Here is a 23,964-nt window from a genome sequence, read left to right on the forward strand (position 1 = left end):
TTTTTATTAATTTGGGTTAAACTCATTATCGTGAATCGCTCTAATTTAATACTAATCCTCTTAATACTAAGTTTGCTTTCTTGCTCCGATGATAAACCCATCAAGCAAAAACAACAGCACAATGTATTTTACGATAAAGCGTATGATTATAAAGAAGCAAAAATACCAGACAGCGCATTTTTTTATTTTAATAAAGCAAAGGAATTGTTTCTACTTCAAAAAAACCGCCTTGGAGTTGGAAAATGTTTAATGCAAATGGGCATACTTTATAGAGAGAAGGGAGATTACTTTGGAGGGCAAGAATTTTCATTAAATGCAATTCCTTTTTTTGATAAAAAGAATTTAAAACATCAGATTTATATTCAACACAACCTCAATAATCTTGGTCTTATTTCTGAAGATTTAGGAAGATATGACGAAGCAATTGATTTCTATCAACAAGCTTTGTCATTTAAAGTTCCTGGGCTAATATTATCTTTGAAAAACAATCTTGCGAATGCTTACCGAAGAACCAAAGCTTATGATAAGTCGTTAACAATTTATAAAAATATTTTAAAGGAGGATCTTAATCAGGAAGAGTTTTCAAGGACATTATCAAATTTTGCCTATACAAAATGGCTACAAAATCCTAACTTTAATGCTGCGCCAGAATTGCACAAAGCTCTTCGTATTCGTCTTATTAACAATGATTTTTCAGGTCAAAATGCTAGTTTCTCTCATCTTTCAGACTACTATTCTAGGAAGGGGTTAGATTCTGCATTTTATTATGCTAATAGAATGTATCTTGTTGCTAAAAGACTTAATAGCGCAAACGATCAGTTACAAGCACTCCAAAAGCTTATTATACTGAGCCCTAATAAGGAAACAAAAAAATACTTTGAAATCTATAACAAATTAGATGACAGTGTAGAAATATCCTATAGTGCAGATAAGAATCAATTTGCGCTTATCCGTTATAATGCACAACAAAACAAGTTAGAAAACCTCAAACTTCAAAAAGAAAATACTGAAAAGAAATATCAAATAGCAAGACGAGAGATATTATTTGGTATTACATTTTTAATATTAATTACTGGATCAATTATCGCTATCCTTTGGTATAAAAAAAGAAAGCAAAAGCTAACATTAGAGGCTGAAAATACCATTCGAGAAAACCAGCTTAAAACGTCTAAAAAAGTGCATGATGTGGTGGCGAATGGATTATATAGGGTAATGACAGAGATTGAAAACCAAGAAGGGCTAGATAAAGAAGAAATGTTAGACAGGTTAGATCACATGTATCAGAAATCTCGTGATATCTCTTATGAAGTTGAAGAACTTAAACCCATAAACTTTCAAGATAAAATAACAGACTTACTCAACTCCTTTACTACCAAAAACACCACAGTAACAATTAAAGGAAATTCACGAGACTTATGGGCAAAAGTAAACAATCAGGTTAAGCACGAGGTTGAACATATCCTTCAAGAACTGATGGTAAACATGAAAAAACATAGCCATGCTACCCAAGTTGATATTGGGTTTAAACAAAAAGACAATAGAATCCATATTAACTATAGAGATAATGGTATTGGCATAACCAAACAGGTTCAATATAAAAATGGCCTCACCAATACGGGAAACCGTATAAAACATATTCAAGGCGAGATTACCTTTGACACAAATGTTGAAAAGGGATTGAAAATTCTAATCTCTTTTCCAATTGCTTAACTACCTGTAAGTATGTTCAAAAAAGTATTAATTGCCGAAGACCACGAGAGTGTGAGTATTTCTGTTCAAAAAACATTATCAGAGCTTGATATTGTGCATGACAATTCAAATTACGTTTATTATTGTGATGATGCTTTAAATCGCATAAAGAAGGCATTACGTGAGGGCGAACCTTATGAATTACTCATTACCGATCTTTCTTTTGATGAAGATATGCCTCAACAGATTTCTGGAGGTGTTGAACTCATTAAAGCGGTTAAAGAGATTCAACCAAGTTTAAAAATTCTGGTATTCTCTATCGAGAACAGGGCGACTATCGCTCGGTCATTAGTTAAAGATTTAGGTGTTGATGCGTACGTGCCTAAGGCACGTCATGATGCCAAAGATTTGAAACGAGCCATAGAGACCATTATAAAAAACAATAAATATATTTCACCAAATCTAAAACAGGCTTCGAAAGAAGAAAATGAGTTTCAGTTTAAAGATTTTGATAAAACAATTGTCTCGCTATTGGCTAATGGAATGCCTCAAAAAGATATCCCGTTTTACCTAGAAAAAAACAACATTAAACCTTCAGGTTTAAGTAGTATAGAGAAACGTTTAAACACTATTAAAACAGTACTTAATATTTCAAATAACGAGCAGCTTATTGCCCATTGTAAGGATAATCAAATCATCTAATCCTAATTTTGTAATCCTGAGCTTGTTGAAGGATCTCTGCTTTACCATCATTTTCTTGCTTATAATTACGCTCTATAATGTGAGGGTTGCTTTATAAGCAATCCTCATTTATTTGTGGCTACATGAAACCTTATCGTTGACTTGCCTAATTGCGAAGCAAAATCTACATCTACTTTGCTAGTCTTTATCCTTTTGCTTACGCAACAAAAATAGTTTGAGCCTTTACGGTTTCCCGTAAGGGAAAAATATTTCCTCAATCTACATTTGACATATAAATCAAAAAACAAGATCATGAAGAAGTATTATGTAAACACCCAAGCACAAAGTAATGGAGATCATGAAGTGCATGACGAATTCTGCAAATATTTACCAAACATGCAAAATAGAAAATACCTAGGCGTATTTCACTCTTGCGTTGGTGCAGTTGCAGAAGCTAAAAAAAGTTATACTAAAGCCAATGGATGTTATTATTGTTCTGATAGCTGCCATACGAGTTAATTGGCAAAGTCATGAAATTTGGATTCAGAACTCCTTCACTCAAAAAGAGAATTGCAGCAAGAACCTCATTAAAAAGAGTGGTGCGTCATCAATTAGGATTGAAAGCGCCTAGAGGATGGGGTTGGATAACCAATCCTAAAAGGGCAGCATACAACAGGGTATATAATAAAACATCAAGAGGCTGTCTCACAGTATTTATGTTTTCAGGTCTGTTGGTAGCGCTCATATTATTTATCATAAAAGTTTAAAAAACAATGGGAAAATTTATAATCACCAAAAGAAAAAATGAAGAATATCAGTTCAATCTGGAAGCTTCAAATGGACAAGTTATTTTAACAAGCGAAGGTTATGCAAATAAAGCAGGTTGTAAAAATGGTATTCAGTCTGTAAAAAATAATGCGCCAACAGATTCTCGCTATGAAAGAAAAGTCTCAAAAAATGACCTTTACTATTTTAACCTCAAGGCTGGTAATGGCGAAATTATTGGAAAAAGCCAAATGTATGCTTCTTCAGGTGGCAGATACAATGGAATAGAATCCGTTAAAAATAATGCACCAGAGGCATTGATTATTGATGAAACGATCTAATTGAAAACGATGGAACTCAAATTAAAACTAGAGCAGCTGCACCAACGTGTAAATGGTTTAAAAGATCAGATAAATACAGAAGAGGCAACCAAAAATGCCTTTGTAATGCCATTTATTCAGATTCTGGGCTATGATATTTTTAATCCTACAGAAGTTGTTCCTGAGCATATTTGCGACATCGGCACCAAAAAAGGAGAAAAGGTAGATTATGTGATCAGAAAAAATGACGAACCTATTCTGATTTTCGAATGTAAACACTGGAAAGAAAATGCTGATGCCCACAACTCGCAACTGCATCGTTATTATCATGTTTCTAAAGCAAGGTTTGGTGTTTTAACCAATGGAACCGTTTACAATTTCTATGCAGATTTAGAGAAACCAAATATCATGGATGAGAAACCTTTTTTGACCATAGATATTGAGGATCTGAAAGACAGTTCAATTAAAATCTTAGAAAGTTTTACCAAAACTGAATATAATTTAGAGACTATTCTTGACTCTGCTGAGGCATTAAAATATATCAAGGCGATCAGAAAAGAATTTGAAAAAGAAATAGAAAATCCATCTGATGAATTAGTTAAACTCTTAGTAAATAGGTTTTTCGACAAGCCTTTAATAGCAAGTAGAATGATTGCATTTAAAGAATATGCAAAAAAGGCGTTAGCTATCTCCATCAATGAATCTATCAGCGACCGACTAAAGTCTGCATTAAATATCAATGAGAAAATTGAAAATAAGGATGATGGTAAAACAAATTCAATCGATCTAAATAATGAGGTTGTTAAGGTTGTAACCACAAATGAAGAGTTAGAAGCCTTTCAGATTGTGAAGGCCATTTTAAGAGAAAAGATACCTGCTGATAGAATTTCACCAAGAGATACGCAATCTTACTTTGGCGTACTGCTAGATGATAATAACCGTAAACCAATTTGTCGTTTCCATTTCAATACCATTAATAAATATATAGAGGTATTTCATAAAGGGAAAGATGCAGGAGAAAAGCAAGTGCTGAATAGTTTGGATGAGATTTATGGTTTTAGGCAACAATTGCACCAGACTGTGGCTAATTATTGATAGAAAAATAAATTAAACGCTCAGAAAAAATGAAGGAGGTTGTTGCCATATATAAGGTTGAGACAATCTCCTCATTTTGGATATAAAAAGAGCATCAGCGAGTTTCCATATTTTATTAATTTGTAATGAAAAAAATATCGTTTAGCCTTTTACTAGTTTTAACTATTGTCAACTACGGTTGTAATACGAATGAAACCAATCAAAATCCTCCACAACAAGGAGAAATTGTTGACCAATTTAGACCTAGAAAATTAGAACAAGATACGGTCGAAAATACTACACCTACTTTGACAGAAGAAGAAAAATTAATAAAAGAGGGTTGGGATAAAGCAAGTATTAACAATGGAATTATGCCAGATTGTTATAATTATACGCCCAAATATGGAAATCTTGATAATGAACTTGCTGTAACAGTTGGAGGAGGAACAGATGTAGCTGTTAAAGTGATGTCACTAAGTTCTGATCGATGTATTAGGTATATTTATATTAACAGTGGTAATACTTATAGTATTAAAAATATACCTGAAGGGACTTACTATTTAAAAATTGCCTATGGACGCAATTGGTTTACGAGAACCTTAAATGGTATTTGTGAAGGCAAATTTTTAGCAAATGCACTATATGAAAAGGGAGAGGATACATTAGACTTTAATAGGCAAGTTACTAACGAAGGATATAATATTCCAAGTTTTAGTTTACGGTTAGATGTAACCTCTGGATCGACCGATAATACTTTTAATTCTAATGGAATTAGTGAGGAAGACTTTAATAATTAAATCGATTCTAATAATGTTAGAATTTTAAAACTTGGTTTATTAAAATAAAAACATAATATTTATAAATATCTGAATAACAATACGTAAACATTTTTTAACGACTCTCAATCATGAAAAATCTTACTGAGATTATACTGTGCAACAGTATATGGATTTCAACTATTGAATATAGAATTCTGGTTTATTCTAGCATTGTAATATTTATTGATTTTAATGTTCCCCTACAATGAAACAATTGCACCTCATTTGGCTTTGGATAAAGAATGCTTTCAATTTTAAAAGCCCAGTTTTTTCTCAACTCGATTATGCTGATTATATAGTTGAGGGCAAATGCTATTTGGTTTTTAGTTGGCAAATGAAAAATGCCTTTTGTTTAAAAATAAAAAACATAAAATTTAAATCCATTTTAAAATCCGGTTCAGCATATGTGGCTTTGGCAGATAACAATGATAAGATAGAGGTCATTGTTTATGGTTCATGGAGGAGTCGAAAGTATTCAATAAAATTAAAAGGGGTTGTAATAGATGACACAATAGAATTCCCTGTTTCAATGCTAACGGAATTTGATGCCAAACTTAGTATCCCGAATATAAAAACTAAATTCTCAGAGCTTAAAATGAATTCATTTAAAGCAAAAATTGTAGAGACAAAACAAATCAAAACCATAATAAATATTTCATACCCTAATTAACATCTCATGAACAGTGAATTTTATCAATCCCCAAAGTCAAGCAAATTTATGCGCCTTTTTTGGAAGGCAGCTGGTGCTGATCGTTTTATTTTAGAGAGGAGCACATACGGAGATCAAATTAAATATGTTTGTTTGGGAGGTATTATTATCGCAACTGGAGTAATGGCTGCCATTGCAGGTGGATATGCTTTCTATACTATTTTTGCTCCAAAAGGAAACGCGATAGACTCTTTTAAGGCCGTTGAGGGAATTCAAAGCAATTATGACCCAACTCATATCCCAACAGCGTTAATTTCAATTGTATTTGGTATAATATGGGGTGCAATCATTTTCAATATCGACAGGTTCATCGTTACCTCAACAGGTAAAGGTGACGGGACAGAGGCAATAACGAGAAAAGAATTGGTAGGCGCCTTACCTAGGATTATTATGGGTGCAATTATAGCACTTACAATTTCAAAACCAGTGGAGATAAGAATGTTTAAAACAGAAATCGATGTTGCATTACACGCAAAGCAAATTCAGCAAGAACAATTGTATAAAACAGAAATTGAAAGGGTTGCAAATGGTGAAATCGATAAGAAACAGAATATTATTCGAGAGCAGCTTAATAGAATTTCAAGATTAGATAGTATTAGTACTGTTAGAAAAGCAGATATAGCATATGAAAATTCCCATGGTGGATGTTCTTTAAAATGTGTTGAATTCAAAAATCAACTTGCTTCAAATCAGGCAGAGGTTTTAGCGATAAAGAGTGATCCAGAATTTATTAAGGTAAAAAAGGACCTTGAAAATTTAGAAGCAGATAAACTAAATAAACTAAAGGAAAGTGGGAAAGTTGCTGCAGGTTTAGATGGTTTATTAGAAAGGATCAAGTTAGCACATGAAGAGGCAGGTTGGGTAATCTCATTATTTGTAACACTTCTTTTTATGACAATTGAGCTTACACCAATCTTTTTTAAATTAATGCTAATTAAGAGTCCGTATGACTATATGGAGGAAAATATTAAAGAATTGATTAAGGCAGATAAAGGCATTGAAATAAAGCATAATTATTATCCAGACGGTGAAGGTATCGAAAGAGATTTAGTAATAAATCATCAAGTAATAAGAGTTCTAAAAGAGAAAATACAGTTGCTGGAAGCCCAAAGTGATTTGAGTAATCAAGCAATTAATGCTTGGAAGGATAAAAAGCATAACGACATTAATAATAATCCGGATGCATATTTAAGTGAAGAGTAATGGCTAAACAACGATATGTAAGGTTTTGGAGTAGAAGATCAATCGTTAGTTTAATAGGTATAGATTATCCAATTCTTGAAAAATCAGAACATGATAATTTGCCTAAATTTTATCTAGCTGGTTTTCTTGTTCTAGGCATTTTGGCAATAAGTTTTTGTTCTGTATTTTATGCTTTTGATTTAATGTTTGATATGTGGCACGCAGAAATTCTGCTTTCCTCATTTTTTTCATTGATGTTTTTTACTATCTACATATTTTTAATTCAAACCTTCTCAAAAGAAGTGTTTCCTGCAAAATACAGGCTTAAATTTTTCAATTTATCCAATTTGACTAGGTTGGGATTTGTATTAATGATAGGTTTTTTACTTGCGCAACCTATAAAAATATTTATGGTTAGGCATCAATTAGATAATGATTTAGAGGGATATAAAGAGCAGTTATATCTAAAGTTTTGCAACGTAAATAAGAATCTTTATTCAACGGATCTTAACAAGCTTTTTAATGATAAAAGCAAATACCAAGCAATGCCCCAATCTGAAACTTTAGATGATGAAATTGCTAAGATTGATATAAATATTGACGTGATAAACAATCAAATTGATTTGGCTAATAATAAAGCAAAAGCTAGTATTTTAAGTTCTAACTTTTTTATTAAACGCATAGAGCTCGCTAGTAAATATTCAAAAACAACCGTTATAGTTATTCTCGTATTAATTCTTTTTCTGACCCCAATTTTTTTAATTTATTCTATTTCTGGAACAAGTAGATATTATGCATTGAAAAAAGAAAATGACAAAAAATTAGTCGTCAATGAATATTTAAATTTTAAGGCTAAATATACTTCACTATTTGAAAGAAAATATCAGTTATCTAATGTTCATTTTCATGAGCCTTTTTTAGATCCCCCCTTTAATACAACTCGTAATCCTCTTCCGGATTATTTATCTCAGGAAGATTTCTTTAAAAATCTAATTGGGTAATGAGCGACTTTAAGAAGGACTATTATAAAATTTTAGGTTTAACTTCATCTGCATCAGTAGATGAAGTTAAGCTTGCCTATAGAAAGCAAGCTAAAAAATATCATCCAGACTTACACCCTGATAATCCGGAGTATGAAGATAAAATTAAAGAAATTAATGAGGCCTATGAGGTTTTGGGCAATAAAGATGAACGTTTTGCTTATGATCAATACCTGTTAAATAAAAAAGTAAAAGAGGAAACAAAATCACAAGACCCAATTAATAAGAACAAGAGAACTCATACAAAAACCACAACTGTAACAGTAGATGAAATAACCTATATAAAAGGAAAAATTTTTATTAAGTACTTTGGTAAACATGATGAACAAGAAGCAGAAAATATTCTGAGAGAAACCTTTTATAGAATTACGGTTACTCAAACAGACGCTGTAATTGAAGGCATCTATAATCAAAATTTGACTGAAGAATTTCAAGATATTTTCAATTCAAATAAACCGATAACATTAAGGGTAAAACAACCTATTAATTGTAAAGTCACAAATGAGGATAAAAGTATTAGTAATTATAAATTAGAAATATTAAGCCTCACTATCCCTAATCCTGAAATTATAGATGTAACTAAACATGAAGGAGAAAGTTTTGGAACAATTACAGGAACTTTTTATGGTTATGTAAAAAAAAGCATTTTACATGAGGAAGATTTCGAAGTAACTGAATGTTTTGGCGAGACAGGAAGAACTGAACAGAAAACAGAAAATGGAATAAACTATCAAAGGAAAGAATACTACAATACCGATTGTAGTAAATACTGGGGAAACTGGATTGCAGAAAATCTAAGACCTACTTCTAGACCAACTGGAAAAACAGAGACGAATGGAAACAGATCAAGACCTGAATATTATTACAATGATAATAAAACAACTTATTGGGGCAATTGGAAACAAACTAAAAATGTACCAAGTTCTAGTGGTTGCTTTGGGTCATTTGGAAGTATAATTGGAATAGGTTTTAGCTTTTTGTTTTTCTTATTCTTATTGCCACAACTAGCATTTTTGCTTCCCTTCATTTTAATACCGTGGTTATTAAACCTATTGCCTATTAGATTGGGAAATTGGGTAATAAAAATTGCATCAATACTATTTGGGTTAATCTTTATCCTTGCATTAATTGGTTCAGTTATAACAAAAACTCAAAGGAGAAATGAACAAGGAAAGGTAAAACCAAAACCAAGTATTGAACATCCTAAATACACTCCAGTTTTAGACACTCTATCTGACAATAAAATTATAGACACTCTTATATCCCATCACATGGTTTGGGAAGACTACGGTGGAAAAACTTATGAAGGGGATTTTTCAGTTAGAAAAAGTTCATTCGAGCAAGCTCATTCTTATAAAGAAAATCTTGATATTTCTTTAGATGGTGAAAACAACTACGATAAAATAGTTTTTTCTTTAAAAGAAAACGATAAAAACAATTTGGATGGATTATACTCTATGTTCGATTCCGTAAGATTAAGTAATAAACTAAACTCTATGGGCTTTGCAGAAGTAATAGTTTCATTTGTGCAAACCATACCTTATACACTAGTCCTTCCAAAATCATGTGACGCATCAATTTATCAGGATGAATTTACTGCGAAATACTTATCAACTCCAGATGCTAGATGTGATGGTTTTGAAAGATATGGAATTAATACGCCTGTTGAATTTATGGCTAACTTAAATGGCGATTGCGATACTAGAACCTTACTATTATATACCATACTTTCTCACTATGATTATGATGTTGCTTTATTAAGTAGTGCTCATTATGGGCATTCTACTCTAGGAATAAATTTACCTTATGAAGGGCTAGCGTATGAATATAATAATCAACGATATGTTTTTTGGGAAACAACGGCTCAAAATATTAAACCTGGTATTCTATCAAATGAATTTTCTAATACAGACTATTGGCGTATATCTTTAAAATCAAAATAATATGAACTCATTAAAATTAATTACAATTTCTTGTGCCATTATTACATCATTTACTCTTTTGATGCTCATAAATTACTTTTTAACGAAGAATTTCAAATCAAAACTTAATAATGATGGTAAGCTTAAAATATCTTTTGCGATATGGTATGCAGCAATGTTCTTGGCTGGTGCAAATATAATTTCTAGCATCATAAGCACAATTTTTGAAGTAATAGACAATCTAGTCAAAATCCAGCCTACAAAATTCTACTTTGAGCTAATTAAAGCAATATCATTGGTTATAGGGATTGGCTTCATTTGGTTTATGTTATGGTTTCTAGTAATAAAATTTTTAAGCAAAATCATACCAATAAAAGCCGATGAAAATGAAGAGATGGAAGAGGATAATTATGGTTACTTCCTAGTAAAGGGGATAATGTTAATAGGCTTGATTTTTAGTTTATCTCCTGTGCTTTCTTTGATATTAAGAGCACTTATCCCTAATGTTGAAATTCCTTTTTATCATTAATAATAATCTTCCCATTAACTATTAGAACAATATGAAATCCCTATTATTTTTCTTGTTTTTCTTAAGCAGCGGCAACTGCAAAGAAACAACCCCAACTACAGTCTACCTATGCAATAGTCCCAGTGCCAAAAAATATCATTACAAATCCGATTGTCGTGGATTGAGTAATTGTAGTTATAAAATTGTAAAAACAACTTTAGAAAAAGCCAACAAGGATAAAAAGACACTATGCGGTTGGGAAAAATAATTTTAGTTGTTTTATGCTTTTTCTTTAACCTCTCTTTTGGCCAAAATAAGGTTCATCTATCGGCACAAGCAAGTTTCAAAAATCACACTTTTGTCGCCAAAGTAATCGGCATTATGGATGGTGATACCATGGAAATTTTATACAAGAACACGCCCATCAAAGTCCGTTTGGCTCATATCGATTGCCCAGAGAAAAGAGGTAAACAACCATTTGGGGCTAATGCAAAAAAAGCATTGTCAGACTTGTGCTTTGGCCAAAATGTAACAGTATATGGAGAGAAATACGATCGTTATCGAAGACTAATAGCAGTTGTGGTTAATAACAAAAAGCAAGTCGTTAATCAAGAAATGATTAAACAAGGTATGGCTTGGCATTTCAAGAGATATTCTAAAGATATGGCTTATGCTAAGTTAGAAGTAGTTGCAAGGAAAAATAAAGTAGGTCTTTGGCACGACATTAATCCAATAGCACCTTGGGAATGGAGAAAGTCATAGAGTTTACTGATAGATTTAATACTAATTCCCCTAATGCAATAGTCCCGTCAACCATTTTCTCCATACCCGAGCTAGAAATTAAACTGTTTTCATTGGGCTTTGGTTTATCACCAAGCCTACCACAATGGATAGTGACATCTCTCTAATAGCTGTATGGAGCCTAATGCCTCGGATATCAACACAATAGATATTTGAGTATGGTTGCAACCTAATCACAAGCAGTAAACTTAATCATTAAAGTATCACCAGATTTCCATTTTACCCAGCCCTGTATGGCTTTATAAGCAACTCCATCTGGTAGGCATTCTTTGCTAGACTTAATATTTATCAAATCTCCTTTAACTGCCGTCACTTCAAATACCTGATCTATACTCGCAGCTATTGGTTCATGAGCCTTATCTCTCAAAAGATTACAGGCCTTCAGTGTAATGTTATTGTTTTTTAAATAATCAGGCCAGGTAATTAATGAATAGTTGAGTTCCGCTTTTTTTACTCTTCTTTGTTCCTTATTTACATAGATAATCAGGTAATCCTTATCTGCAATTGTTGTCTCCGCGTCAAAATCAAAAGAAGCAAAATCATCCTGTGGTGTCACTCGACGGGCTATGGTCTTTTGTGGCATATTGAGTGTAAAATATGTGCCGTCTTCATTTAAAACCATTTCCCCAAAAACAGCATCATCTTGGTTGTAGATAGTAAATCTGTCGTTAATTTTCATTTGGAAAGAAACGATGCCTTCTCCTCTTATTTTATCTTCGGTGAAAGTAGAAAGTACATCGTCGCGATACACTAATTCTTCTCCAGGAAGGCATTCCTGCTGCACTTTAGTCGGTAATTCAACATTAGACGAATTATTCGATTCCAATTTATGCTGACTACATGCCGTAGTCAGGAATAGTAATGCTATATATGCAGGAACAGCTATCTTCATAATTCATTTAAAACGTATGTTGTCAGTTTTCTAGCTATAACTTATCGATAAAAACAAAAATTACACCAATTTGCTAACCTAGGATAGTTAAATCAAGGCACATATTTACTGATAGATTTAATATTTATTCCCATAAAGCAATCATCCTGACAACCGTTTTCTATATATCCGGCACTAGAGATTAAACCATTATTTTTAGCCTCGAAGCTAACCTTGGCATTGTCTCTTTTTAACAGTAGTTCATTTTTGGCTAATTCATATACCTGGTCTAAAGTCAATAATGAAGCACCGCTTTGATGTGTATTGAGGCTACTTTCATCTTCCTGCCATTGTTCCAAAACAACAACAGTATTGCTATTGTCTTTAAAACCTTTTGAAATAAACGTCCTACCTATAATTTTCCCATTTACAATAGTAAGTGTAGTCTCTGATGAATAGCCAGTCCATGATCCGGTATTGGTAGTGTAGCTGTAAGAATTGTTCGAAGCATTTTTAAAAGCTGTCCAGACTTTAGCACTTTTTTCAAACTCATTACTATATTCTATTTTTTCTTTTTTACATCCCGTAAATGTTGCTACAACTAACAGGAGGAGCAGATAGGCGTTTCTTTTCATCAGCATTGTTTTATAGGTAAACGAAGACAGACGTCGATTCGCTACAGTTCAGCTCTTTTTTATTCCGATTGCGCACGGTTACTTGTATGAATCAATCTTATTATTTATCCGTATACTCTAAAATATCTGCAGGTTGGCACGCTAATGCTTTACAAATTGAATCTAGCGTAGTAAATCGAATTGCTTTTGCCTTTCCGGTTTTGAGGTTGGAAAGATTGGCCAACGTAATTTCTACCTTTTCAGAAAGTTCATTTAATGACATTTTTCGTTTAGCCATCATCACATCTAGGTTTACAATAATTGCCATAATTATACTGTTAGTTCGTGTTCTTCCTGAATTTCTATCCCTCTTTTAAAAATTTGCGCAATTACGAGCAAAACAACGCCCATAAACAACCACACATCTCCTCCCCCCAAGTGTAATTGTGCGATATTTGACATTTCTTTACCTTCTATTTCCAGCCCCTCTAGGTATCTTACACCACCTAAAGAGAACAAGCCGATACCCAATGACAAATATGATAGATTAAAAATAAAACGCCCCACGCTACTATTGAATGGTTGAACCATGTTTAGCTTTTTATCATGTAGAATAACAACAATGAGATAGAATAACAAGGCCTTCATTACAGCTACAATACATATACAAGAGATCACTGTTATGAAATGGGCAGTATCGTTTTGGTAAAGACCCGAAAGTTCTGAGCCTAACCAAGAATTTGATGTAGATTCATTAACGAACATGATATAACAGGTATTGAAAATAATTCCCCCAGCCTCAATGCATAGCCCAATAAATATAATCCAGGCAATAACATACAATACATTCAAAAGCTGTTTAGTTGTAATTTTAATTTCCATAATTTCTTTTGTTTAAATAATGATGATGCAATTATAAATAAATATTTATCGAAAAACAATAAATTTATTACATTTAACAATAAATATTTGTTGAATACTGAATTGAGCCAACTTGTGTTGAGTGAAGTCAAGGAAATCAATAGGTGATTTATTTGGCTAATTTTAAGGATTCTATTGTTTTATAAGATTCCCCCCCTTTGACTTATAGATCCCTTCAATATCTTATTAAGACTAGATTTGGTGTATCTTGCTTCTTTCTAAATGTGGAAATTGCATCAGACTTTTTTTCTGCACTCATCACCCAACAACACACAAATTTTAATTCCTCGTTGTATTTTTTCAGATCAGCAACAGAAATTTATTTCTGTTGCTGACTACCTATGATCGACAGCTCATCAAGCATATTGTTAATACCTATTAGTTTGATAGTAAAACGTTTTAGAAAGATTTGTATAGCTTGTTTATTTATTTATATTTGCTTAACACTAACCAATATGAGCACTGTTCACCACCATTCTGATGAGGAATTGTTTGCCCTTTTGCAAAAGGACAGCCATGTTGCATATAAGGAAATTTATCAAAGGTATAGCCGCTTATTATATTTACACGCTTATAAAAAATTGGGCGAAAGAGAACTTGCTAGAGATTTTACACAAGATTTGTTAACAACCCTTTGGGTAAAACGTAGCGAAACAACAATTAAGACGGTGCTCTCTTCCTACTTGTATACTGCTATGCGTAATCGTGTACTTGATTATTTTGCCCACAAAAATCTGCAATCCAATTATATCTCGTTTGTTGAAAATTATACCTTTCATGAGAATGATGTTACTGATCATCTTATAAGGCAAAAACAATTGATGCAGATGATAGAGGATGAAATTGCCGCACTTCCAAGAAAAATGCGTGAGGTTTTTAAAATGAGTAGAATGCAACATCTTACGCATCGGGAAATTGCAGTAAAGCTTGCTATTTCCGAACAAACCGTGCGGAAACAAATCCAAAATGCCCTGAAAATTATGCGTCCTAAACTGAGGATTTTACTCGCATTTTATTTTTTAACCTAAAAGCTAAAATTTTTCTACCCTATACCTTTAAGTTGTTCGTCTATAGTTTGATGAGGATAATTAACCATCCTTTAAAACATGCAGCCTAACCAAATCAAGGAACTCATAAATCGTTATCTTTCAGGTAATTGTACTGAAGCAGAAAGTGCTTTGGTTGAAAACTCTTATCGTGATTATCTTCTAAATCCCGAACCGCTAAAAGAACATGAGATCCTAGCCGATCTTCAATGGATTGAGGCAAAACTTCCTTTACCCAGGTCAACAAAGAAATTAAACTTCTATAAAAAAATAAGCATTGCTGCCGCCTTGTTAATCGCAGTTGGTGGTACATTGTATTTCGGATTAGCTAGAAAAGATCAAAAAGATATCACAGCAAAACTAGCAGAAGAAAAGATCTTACCTGGTACAGATAGAGCTATTCTAACTTTGGCTGATGGTAGAAAAATATTGCTTGATAAAAATGCTTCAACGCTATTCTTGGATAGCACTGCTGGCATTCAAATTAAGAAAACTAAAAATGGCGAGCTAATTTACGAAGTATTAGCTACGGTTTCCACTACAGGCAACGTTAAGCAATATAATACCATTGAAACCCCTAGGGGAAGTCAGTACACCGTTATTTTACAAGATGGCACCAAAGTATGGTTAAATGCTTCATCTTTCTTAAAATATCCATTGGTTTTTAGTGGTAATAAACGACAGGTTGAGCTTAATGGAGAAGGCTATTTTGAAGTTTCAAAGAATAAAGCAAGACCATTTATTGTTCAAACCAATAATCAGGAAGTTGAAGTCTTAGGTACACACTTCAATGTGAATGCCTACCCAGAAGAAGTGGCGATTAAAACAACTTTGCTAGAAGGTAAAGTTATTGTTCACAAAGGTGGAGAAGAAGCGCTAATGAAACCAGGCGAACAAGTAGTTAACCTTAAAACGAGCAAAAATCTTAAACTTTCTACGCTTGAGGATGCAAACGAGGTGATTGCTTGGAAAAATGGCCTTTTCTTGTTTACCCATGAAAGCTTATATGATATCATGGTGAAGATTTCCAGGTGGTACGATGTAGAGGTTGAATACCAAGGGAAATTTGACAATCAATACTACAGTGGTACCATTTCCAGATTTGGAGAGGTAGAGGCTGTTTTAAAAATAATGGAATTAACTGGTTCAGTGAAATTCAAAATCCATGGAAGGAGGATCATCGTTATGAAGTAAACTATACTCAATAACGGCTAAAAAAAGACCCAAAGTGTTTGAGCCACTTTAGGTCCTCGGACAAAGCCAAATGCAAATCAAATAAACCTATATCAAACAAGTTATCATTTAACTTACTAACCAAATGTACAAAAAAATTAACACAATGGCATGTTGTGGATCAACCACTATGCCTTTTAAATTTCTCTTCTGTATGAAATTTATTTTGATCTTAATGTTTGCTTTTTCGCTGCAGCTCAGCGCTGAAACGCATGCTCAGAAAATCAATCTGAATGTTAAAAACGCACCCATAGAAAAGGTGTTCAAAGCCCTGCGCAATCAAGGTAACTTTAACTTCTATTATGAGGATGACCTAATTAAAAATGCAAAGCCCATTACTATAAACGCGGTAAATGAGAATCTCGAAAGCGTGTTAGAGAAGTGCTTTGCAAACCAACCATTTACCTTTACCATTAATCAAAACACGATTGTCCTTCGCAAAAAGGAAATACCTGTGGTGTTAAAGCCAGTATTAGCTGATATCACTGTTACAGGTAAAATATTGGACGAGAATAACCAGCCAATTCCAGGAGCATCTGTTAATTTAAAAGGAGCTAAATTAACGGTGCAAACATCTACAGAAGGAGAGTTCATCATTAAAGTGCCGGAAGATGCTACGCTGATCGTTTCTTATGTTGGGTATGAAACAACAGAAGTTGCAGTTGAAAAAAGAAGAAGCTTTAACGTTAGTTTAAAGCCAGTTAACAACGCGTTAAATGAAGTTATCGTGGTTGCTTACGGACAAAAACAGAAAAAGATTGAAACATTGGGTGCGCAATCTAGTCTTAATGTGCAAGAGTTAAAGCAACCTGTGGCCAACCTTTCTACCGTATTGGCGGGTCGTGTATCTGGCTTAGTGGGTGTACAACGCAGTGCAGAGCCAGGTTTAGACGGGGCTGATATTTTCATTCGTGGTTTAAACACTACCAGTAACAATGCCCCACTTATCTTGGTTGATGGTGTAGAGCGAAGTTTTTCTAACCTTGATCCAAATGATGTAGAAGGCTTTACTATCCTTAAAGATGCTTCTTCTACTTCGGTTTATGGTGTTCGTGGCGCAAACGGCGTAATCTTGGTAACCACCAAAAAAGGGGTGGCAGGGAAAACAAGATTTAACTTCGATTATTATCAAGGGGTAACAGAGTTTACCACTATTCCAAAAGCAGCAGATGGCGTAACTTATTTACAAATGGCTAACGAAGCCAATACCACACGTGGAGGTTCACCAAGGTATTCGGAAGATGTTATCCGCAAAACATTTACCAAAGAAGATCCCATCCTTTATCCAAACGTGAATTGGATGGAAGAAATCTTCAACAACTTCGGAAACAACAGAAAAGCAAACATGAACGTAAGCGGAGGTTCTGATAAAGCAACCTTTTATGTTTCTGCAGGTTTATATAGCGAAAATGGACTTTTTAAAACGGATGATCTTCAGAAATATGACTCCAAAATATCTTTCGACCGCTATAATTTTGCTTCTAGGTTAAATATCAATGCAACAAAATCAACGGTTATCGATCTTGGTATTAAAGGTTTTATCGGAAATGGAAACTATCCAGGAACAGGAACCTCAGAGATTTTTGCAGAGGCATTTGAAACTTATCCAACCATTTATCCGAGCGGACTATACCCGAACGGACAAGAGCCATTTGTATCCACAGGTGGTGGTATGAACAGTCCATATGGATTATTAACGAATAGAGGGTACGTTTCTACTTATAACAATCAGATCAATTCAGATATTCGGGTTATTCAAGACTTGAGCTCTCTGGTGAAAGGATTATCAACGCGTGTTTTGTTTGCGTTCGATGCCAGAAATACTAATAGGTTAGCGAGAATTAAAGCTCCTGCGTCAAATTATGCACGGAGCAGGGATGCAAATGGTAATCTGGTCTATGATATTGCCGCACCATCTGGAAGTGATTTCTTGGTTTTTTCTAAGGATAATGGCGGTGAGCGTCAGTTCTATTTAGAAGGTGCGGTTAGCTACGACAATACATTCGGAAAGCATCATATTGGTGGTTTATTACTGTATAATCAAACAGATAAGGTAATCTCTTCAGCTACAACCTTGATCTTATCTTTACCTTATCGTAATTTAGGTTTAGTAGGGAGAGCAACTTACTCTTATAATGAAAAATACCTTGCTGAAGTTAGTTTAGGGTATAATGGGGCTGAAAACTTTGCACCATCTAAACGTTTTGGTTATTTTCCTTCTTACGCCATTGGTTGGGTTGTTTCGAACGAGAAATTCTTTGGCAACATCCAAAAAACCTTCCAATTGTTAAAGTTGAGAGCATCTTATGGTATTGTTGGAAATAGCAAAATCAATATCTTCTCTAGCGATCCAGATGCTAGAGATCGTTTCACTTATTTAGCACAAGTGGCGAGCGCGGGAGGTTATTCGTTCGGACAAACTATCGGTTCAAACACCGTAAACGGATTGGCCATTACACGTTTTGCTTCTGATGTTACTTGGGAAACTGAAAAGGATATCAACTTAGGTTTAGAATTTAAAACCTTTAACAATGCCTTATACGTACAGATAGATTTCTTTAACAGACGAAGAGAGAACATCTTCTTACAACGTGCCTCTGTTCCAAATTTCGTGGGTTTACCTGCTAACTTATTGGGTAACCTTGGCGAAAATAACAGCAAGGGGATAGATATTACTGGCGAATTCAGTAAAAGAATGGGCAAGTTCGATGTACAATTTAGAGGTACATTTACCTACAACAAAAATAAGGTCATTGAAAATGATCAGCCATTACAGCAATACGATTATCAAGAAAGTAGGGGTTGGCCAATTAGACAGAGATTTGGTTATATCTCTGAGGGATATTATACCCAGGCAGAAATAGACAATCCGTCTGTTGCACGTACTGCAGGGGGAACAGTACAAGCTGGAGATATCAAATTTAGGGATTTAAATGGAGATGGCATCATCAGTGAGTTTGATCAAACTGCCATTGGACGCAGCTCTTTACCACAGATCGTTTATGGCTTCGGAACTTCCATTGCCTATAAAGGCTTTTCATTAGGCGCGTTTTTCCAAGGAATTGGCAACGTAGACCTGTACTTGTCTAATGTTTTCATGCCATTTAGAAGTGGTCCGGCAAGGGGTAGTGTTTACGAGAATATCTTAGACCGATGGACCCCAGAAAACCCTAGTCAGGATGCTTTTTATCCGCGTCTTTCTTATGGTGCCGATATTAACCAAAACTATTCTGCAACCAGTAGCCATTGGCTAATGAACGGTAAATTCTTGAGGTTAAAAACACTTGATTTCGGTTATACCTTTCCTAAAACAACTTTTACAAAAGTTGGTGTAAAGAACATGAGGGTATACTTTATTGGTTATAACTTATTAACGTTCAGTCCCTACAAAATGTTCGATCCTGAAATGGGTGATGGTAGCGGAACCCGTTATCCGAACATCAAAACATACAGTTTAGGCCTTAACGTATCTTTTTAATCTGATATAAAATGAAAAGAAATTTAAAATATCTAGCATTCGTTACCATGGTGATGGTGATGAGCTTTTTAAGCGCCTGTAAGAAAGATTTTTTGGGCCAAATACCTGATGATGCATTAGCCATTGAAGATGTTTTTCAAAAAGATGATCTAACAAGGGCTTTTTTAGCAAATGTGTATTCCAACATCAGAAGCGAAACAGACCATAGTGGAGAAAATGTGCCATGGGAAGGTCTTTCAGATGAAATGGACGTAACCTATGTGAACTATCCTATGTTTACCATGAACACGAATTGGACCAAGGCAACAACCAATTACAACTATTGGGATTTTTATTATAAAGCAATTCGTAATGCCTCTTACTTTATACAAAATGCGGTTCCAGAAAATAATAAGATTACAGATCCAGCCTTGCTAACCAAATGGAGGGCTGAGTCTCGTATGCTGAGGGCATACTTCTATTTTATGCTTTTAAGACAATACGGACCAGTTGTGATTATGCCTGAAGCACCTCTTGCACCCGATGCTACGATTGAAGAAGTTAGCCTGTCTAGAAGTAGTTACGATGAATGTGTAAATTATATTGCTTCAGAAATAGATAAAGCCTATCCTGATCTTCAAGAGCCAAAGCAAGATATTCCAACAGGTGATTATAACCGAATGAATAAAGGGATTGCGCTTGGTGTTAAATCTAGGCTATTACTTTATGCAGCAAGCCCATTGTTTAATGGAAATAAAGACTATGCCGATTTCAAAAACATCGATGGTAAAAACCTGATTAATCAAACTTATGATCAGAACAAATGGAAGAAAGCCGCTGACGCAGCAAAGGTAGTGATTAACCTCAATGTTTATTCCTTATATAAAGAGCCATTGGCTAATACAGGCGGTGTATATAGTCCAGCTATTTCATTAAAAAATGTGTTTTTGAGCAATTGGAATTCTGAATCAATTTTCGTTAAGGCATCAGATGTTGCCCCTTATGATCAAAATGGGGCGCCAAGGCCAGCTGGTGGATGGTCTTCATGGGGGCCAACACAATCTGCAGTGGACTCGTACTTTATGGCAAATGGTTTGCCACCAGTTACGGGTTACAATACTGACGGAAGCCCAATTATCAATCCTGCATCCGGTTATACTGAAATTGGATTTACTTCAACTGCTACCCCTAATTATGCAGCAGGTGCATCGATGATGTATGTGAACCGTGAGCCCCGCTTTTATGTGGCTATTTCTTTTAACCAGAGTAAGTGGATTAACGCAGCCGGTGGAACACAGGCAAATCCGCTAGTCTTGAACATGTTTTATGGGGGTACAAGTGGTGGCTATACTGGTGCTAATTGGTCTAAAACAGGTTATTCTACCCGAAAATTGGCTAGTCCATCTACCTCTTTGTTAAGTCCAGTAACCATTTCACCAAGATTTGAAATTAAAATGAGGCTTGCAGAAATTTACTTGAATTATGTAGAAGCATTAAATGAATATGATCCATCCAATCCAGATATACTTACTTATCTGAATATGATTAGAGAAAGAGCTGGAATTCCTCAATACGGCAGTGGAGCAGGTCAAATTCTTCCACCTACGGATATGCGAGCAGCTATTCGTCAAGAAAGAAGAGTAGAACTAGCTTTTGAAAATTTCAGGTTTTTTGATACCAGAAGGTGGAAGATTGCCGAACAGGTAGAAAATGGTCCATTTTATGGAATGAATGCTACTAATGGAACCACAACCGCTGATTTTCAGAAAAGAACAGTTTTCGAAACGCGTGTATTCACCAAAAAGCATTACTTGTGGAACATTCTTCAAAGCGAACTCAACAGAGATAAAAATCTCGTCGGAAATCCTTGGTGGTAACAAATAAAATGAAATCATGAACTATCATGAGTTCCGAATCTTTGAAACTCATGATAGCTTCATCACCTTTAAAAATCAATTATATTCCAATGAAAATAACGATAAAGTATTTATTTGCATTAAGCATATGTTGCCTCATTTTGATGCAGGCATGCAAAAAAGACGAAACTAATCTAGTAGAAACTACGATTACTGATCCAGTTGCTAAAGCACCTAATAATAACACCGCAGTCATTATCAATCCATCAAGCAATGCGGTAGTTACATTTGAATGGGACCAATCTAAAACTGGCAATTATACCGCTCCATTTTATAAGGTGGTTTTCGCCAAAGAAAATGGCGATTTCACTAAACCCATTTATACGGTAGTTTCAACCAGATTGGGGTATGACAATAAAGTAGCCATATCACATCGGGAGATGAACAAAGTGGCTTATGCTGCTGGCATCAAACAATTGGAAACGGGTAAAGTTAAATGGAGAATTGAAGCCTCTAACGGTGTTGTTGCTTCCACGTCGGCAAGTGCAACCATGGAATTAACCAGGCCTACCGGGATTGCAGAAAACCCAACCACCTTGTTTATTACAGGAACAGCCACCGAAGGCGGTGCAGATCTAAAAAAAGCATTGCCATTGAAAAGACTAAGTGATGGGGTGTTTGAAGTTTACACTTCGTTAAATGCAGGTAATTATAAGTTAATAGATAACACAACTACCACCACTTTAACTGCAGTTATTGATGCTGGAGTGGTTAAAGAAGCTGCCGAAATTACCAGTCCAACCACCACAAAAAAGGTATATCGAATTAATATCGACTTTAATACCGGAGTAGCAACCTTTACAGAAATACAAAGCGTCGGAATTTGGGTGTCTGGCTTTAATGCCATTAAATACACCTTAGATTATGATGCGGAAGGAGTGTGGAAGCTAAACAATGCGGCTATTGCCTGGAAACCTGAAACCTGGGGAAGAGATGAACGTTATAAGTTTAGGGTAACCGAAAAAGATGCTGTAGGAAACGTTACTGTTAAAAATTGGGGAGGATCTGTTAAAGATAATGTGAAACCAACTTCTACCACAGCATTAACTTATTATTTGCTGAAACCAGTAGACAATACGCAATATGATTTTACTTTCAAATTTGCATTGGAAGCAACCGCCGATGTGGAATTCAGAATGTCGGCATTAGCAGATTATACGCATAAAATAACCTATAAATAACTTTATGAAGCATGTTTCTTCAATAAAGAAACATGCTTACTTATCAAATTATATCAAATGAAATCTATCATAAAACAAACCAGACTAATTACCTTAATTGGATTAGCAGCGACTCTTTTTGCCTGTAAAAAAGAAACCAGATCGGTTGCAACACCAGAACCAGAGATTACCTATCCAAAAGTAGATTTTGCGAAAGCGGCAAATATGGCGCACGTAGCACTTGATGCTGAATTTTACAATCAAACCCAAAATTACTACAACCATAACAATACCGGGAATGTTGGATTTAACTATTGGTGGAATGCCCATGCCCTTGATGTGCAAGTTGATGCTTACAATAGAACAAAAGATGCCAAGTATTTACCTAAAATGAAAGCCTTGTTGAATGGTTGTTTCGTGAAAAATGGTAATACCTATAAAAACACATTTTACGATGATATGCAATGGTGGGCATTGGCTTGTTTAAGAGCTTATGATGCAACAGGCGATGTAGAATATAAAAATGTAGCAGAGCAATTGTGGACTTGGATCAAAGTGGGATGGACTACCGTGAATAATGGTGGTATTATGTGGGCAACAGGCTCTCCATCTTCTAAAAATGCTTGTTCGAATGCTCCAGCGGCAATTATTGCAGCTCGCTTGTACAAATTGAATAATAACCCAGATGACTTGGTTTGGGCGAAAAAAATCTACACTTGGATGAGAACGTACTTGGTTGAATCTGCAAGAGGCGTGGTTTGGGATGGTTATGGAAATACAGCAGAAGGCATGATTCTGACCTATAACCAAGGTACATGGCTAGGAGCAGGACTGGAACTGTACACCATCACCAATGAAAAGCCCTACTTAGACGATGCCGTTCGTAATGCGAATTACGTGATCAACGATCAGGTTAAATTTTCACCTAATGGTGTTCTTAAAGGAGAAAACTCTGGAGATGGAGGGCTATTCAAAGGTATTTTCATCAGGTACATGACCCAGTTGGTGCTTAAGAATGCACTTGATCCTTATACGAAGCAAATTTATGTGAAGTATTTAAAAACGAATGGCGAAAGTTTATACAACAAAGCTTTAAAATCACCCGAGAATGTGTTTGGCAACGATTGGGCTACCAAGCCAACTACGAAGAATGGAGATGCTTCTGTGCAGTTGAGTGCCATCATGTTATTTGAAGCATTGGAAGAGCTTAAAAGGGCCGGTGCTTTAACCAATTAAT

The 23,964-nt window shown here is 34.7% G+C and carries 23 protein-coding genes; 19 read left to right on the forward strand and 4 right to left on the reverse strand.

Annotation, left to right across the window (positions count from 1 at the left end):
* Positions 1-72 precede the first annotated feature (72 nt).
* From FA048_RS03810 to FA048_RS03875, 13 genes are all read left to right on the forward strand, one after another.
* Positions 73-1,710 carry a tetratricopeptide repeat-containing sensor histidine kinase gene (locus tag FA048_RS03810; RefSeq protein WP_225872468.1) on the forward strand — a complete coding sequence of 546 codons (1,638 nt, stop codon included), beginning with the start codon at positions 73-75 and terminating at the stop codon, positions 1,708-1,710.
* A 12-nt stretch (positions 1,711-1,722) separates the two neighbouring features.
* On the forward strand, positions 1,723-2,391 hold the full coding sequence (locus tag FA048_RS03815) for a response regulator (RefSeq protein WP_136838879.1): 669 nt from the start codon (positions 1,723-1,725) through the stop codon (positions 2,389-2,391).
* Between the two features lie 291 nt (positions 2,392-2,682).
* Entirely contained in the window at positions 2,683-2,889 is a 207-nt protein-coding gene (locus FA048_RS03820) for a hypothetical protein (protein ID WP_136838880.1), read from the forward strand.
* Positions 2,890-2,900: 11 nt separating this feature from the next.
* On the forward strand, positions 2,901-3,137 hold the full coding sequence (locus tag FA048_RS03825; RefSeq protein WP_136838881.1) for a hypothetical protein: 237 nt from the start codon (positions 2,901-2,903) through the stop codon (positions 3,135-3,137).
* A gap of 6 nt (positions 3,138-3,143) precedes the next feature.
* On the forward strand, positions 3,144-3,476 hold the full coding sequence (locus tag FA048_RS03830; protein ID WP_136838882.1) for a YegP family protein: 333 nt from the start codon (positions 3,144-3,146) through the stop codon (positions 3,474-3,476).
* A gap of 9 nt (positions 3,477-3,485) precedes the next feature.
* Entirely contained in the window at positions 3,486-4,550 is a 1,065-nt protein-coding gene (locus FA048_RS03835) for a type I restriction endonuclease (RefSeq protein ID WP_136838883.1), read from the forward strand.
* A 125-nt stretch (positions 4,551-4,675) separates the two neighbouring features.
* Positions 4,676-5,326 (forward strand): hypothetical protein, encoded by a 651-nt coding sequence (locus tag FA048_RS03840; protein WP_136838884.1) that lies wholly within the window; start codon positions 4,676-4,678, stop codon positions 5,324-5,326.
* 226 nt (positions 5,327-5,552) lie between these two features.
* Complete coding sequence (locus FA048_RS03845) at positions 5,553-6,017, forward strand: hypothetical protein (RefSeq protein ID WP_136838885.1); 465 nt, start codon at positions 5,553-5,555, stop codon at positions 6,015-6,017.
* A gap of 48 nt (positions 6,018-6,065) precedes the next feature.
* Positions 6,066-7,259 carry a DUF4407 domain-containing protein gene (locus FA048_RS03850; RefSeq protein ID WP_225872496.1) on the forward strand — a complete coding sequence of 398 codons (1,194 nt, stop codon included), beginning with the start codon at positions 6,066-6,068 and terminating at the stop codon, positions 7,257-7,259.
* Positions 7,259-8,239 carry a DUF4407 domain-containing protein gene (locus FA048_RS03855; protein ID WP_136838887.1) on the forward strand — a complete coding sequence of 327 codons (981 nt, stop codon included), beginning with the start codon at positions 7,259-7,261 and terminating at the stop codon, positions 8,237-8,239. Before FA048_RS03850 ends, FA048_RS03855 begins: the two co-directional genes overlap by 1 nt.
* The gene (locus FA048_RS03860; RefSeq protein WP_136838888.1) at positions 8,239-10,221 is read left to right on the forward strand and encodes a J domain-containing protein; all 1,983 of its coding nucleotides are present in this window, start codon (positions 8,239-8,241) and stop codon (positions 10,219-10,221) included. Before FA048_RS03855 ends, FA048_RS03860 begins: the two co-directional genes overlap by 1 nt.
* 1 nt (position 10,222) lies before the next feature.
* Positions 10,223-10,729, forward strand: coding sequence for a hypothetical protein (locus FA048_RS03865; protein WP_136838889.1), 507 nt, complete (start codon positions 10,223-10,225; stop codon positions 10,727-10,729).
* Positions 10,730-10,957: 228 nt separating this feature from the next.
* Complete coding sequence (locus tag FA048_RS03875; RefSeq protein ID WP_136838891.1) at positions 10,958-11,470, forward strand: thermonuclease family protein; 513 nt, start codon at positions 10,958-10,960, stop codon at positions 11,468-11,470.
* A gap of 208 nt (positions 11,471-11,678) precedes the next feature.
* Here the strand turns inward: FA048_RS03875 and FA048_RS03880 are convergent, their stop codons facing one another.
* From FA048_RS03880 to FA048_RS03895, 4 genes are all read right to left on the reverse strand, one after another.
* Positions 11,679-12,401, reverse strand: coding sequence for a hypothetical protein (locus FA048_RS03880; RefSeq protein ID WP_136838892.1), 723 nt, complete (start codon positions 12,399-12,401; stop codon positions 11,679-11,681).
* A gap of 92 nt (positions 12,402-12,493) precedes the next feature.
* Entirely contained in the window at positions 12,494-13,015 is a 522-nt protein-coding gene (locus FA048_RS03885; RefSeq protein ID WP_136838893.1) for a hypothetical protein, read from the reverse strand.
* A 100-nt stretch (positions 13,016-13,115) separates the two neighbouring features.
* Positions 13,116-13,322 (reverse strand): helix-turn-helix domain-containing protein, encoded by a 207-nt coding sequence (locus FA048_RS03890; protein ID WP_136838894.1) that lies wholly within the window; start codon positions 13,320-13,322, stop codon positions 13,116-13,118.
* Positions 13,323-13,324: 2 nt separating this feature from the next.
* Entirely contained in the window at positions 13,325-13,876 is a 552-nt protein-coding gene (locus FA048_RS03895; RefSeq protein ID WP_136838895.1) for a DUF2975 domain-containing protein, read from the reverse strand.
* Positions 13,877-14,370: 494 nt separating this feature from the next.
* Here FA048_RS03895 and FA048_RS03900 point away from each other — a divergent pair, with 494 nt between their 5' ends.
* The 6 genes from FA048_RS03900 to FA048_RS03925 all read left to right on the forward strand — a co-directional run bounded on the left by FA048_RS03900 (position 14,371) and on the right by FA048_RS03925 (position 23,963).
* Entirely contained in the window at positions 14,371-14,943 is a 573-nt protein-coding gene (locus tag FA048_RS03900) for an RNA polymerase sigma-70 factor (protein WP_136838896.1), read from the forward strand.
* 78 nt (positions 14,944-15,021) lie between these two features.
* Positions 15,022-16,155 carry a FecR family protein gene (locus tag FA048_RS03905; RefSeq protein WP_136838897.1) on the forward strand — a complete coding sequence of 378 codons (1,134 nt, stop codon included), beginning with the start codon at positions 15,022-15,024 and terminating at the stop codon, positions 16,153-16,155.
* A gap of 193 nt (positions 16,156-16,348) precedes the next feature.
* Entirely contained in the window at positions 16,349-19,672 is a 3,324-nt protein-coding gene (locus FA048_RS03910; protein ID WP_169306808.1) for a TonB-dependent receptor, read from the forward strand.
* An 11-nt stretch (positions 19,673-19,683) separates the two neighbouring features.
* Positions 19,684-21,528 (forward strand): RagB/SusD family nutrient uptake outer membrane protein, encoded by a 1,845-nt coding sequence (locus FA048_RS03915; RefSeq protein WP_136838899.1) that lies wholly within the window; start codon positions 19,684-19,686, stop codon positions 21,526-21,528.
* 89 nt (positions 21,529-21,617) lie between these two features.
* Positions 21,618-22,748 carry a SusE domain-containing protein gene (locus FA048_RS03920; RefSeq protein ID WP_169306809.1) on the forward strand — a complete coding sequence of 377 codons (1,131 nt, stop codon included), beginning with the start codon at positions 21,618-21,620 and terminating at the stop codon, positions 22,746-22,748.
* Between the two features lie 57 nt (positions 22,749-22,805).
* On the forward strand, positions 22,806-23,963 hold the full coding sequence (locus FA048_RS03925; protein ID WP_136838901.1) for a glycoside hydrolase family 76 protein: 1,158 nt from the start codon (positions 22,806-22,808) through the stop codon (positions 23,961-23,963).
* Position 23,964: the final 1 nt, after the last annotated feature.

Origin of the sequence: Pedobacter polaris (assembly GCF_005116505.1) — a bacterium.
GTDB lineage: Bacteria > Bacteroidota > Bacteroidia > Sphingobacteriales > Sphingobacteriaceae > Pedobacter > Pedobacter polaris.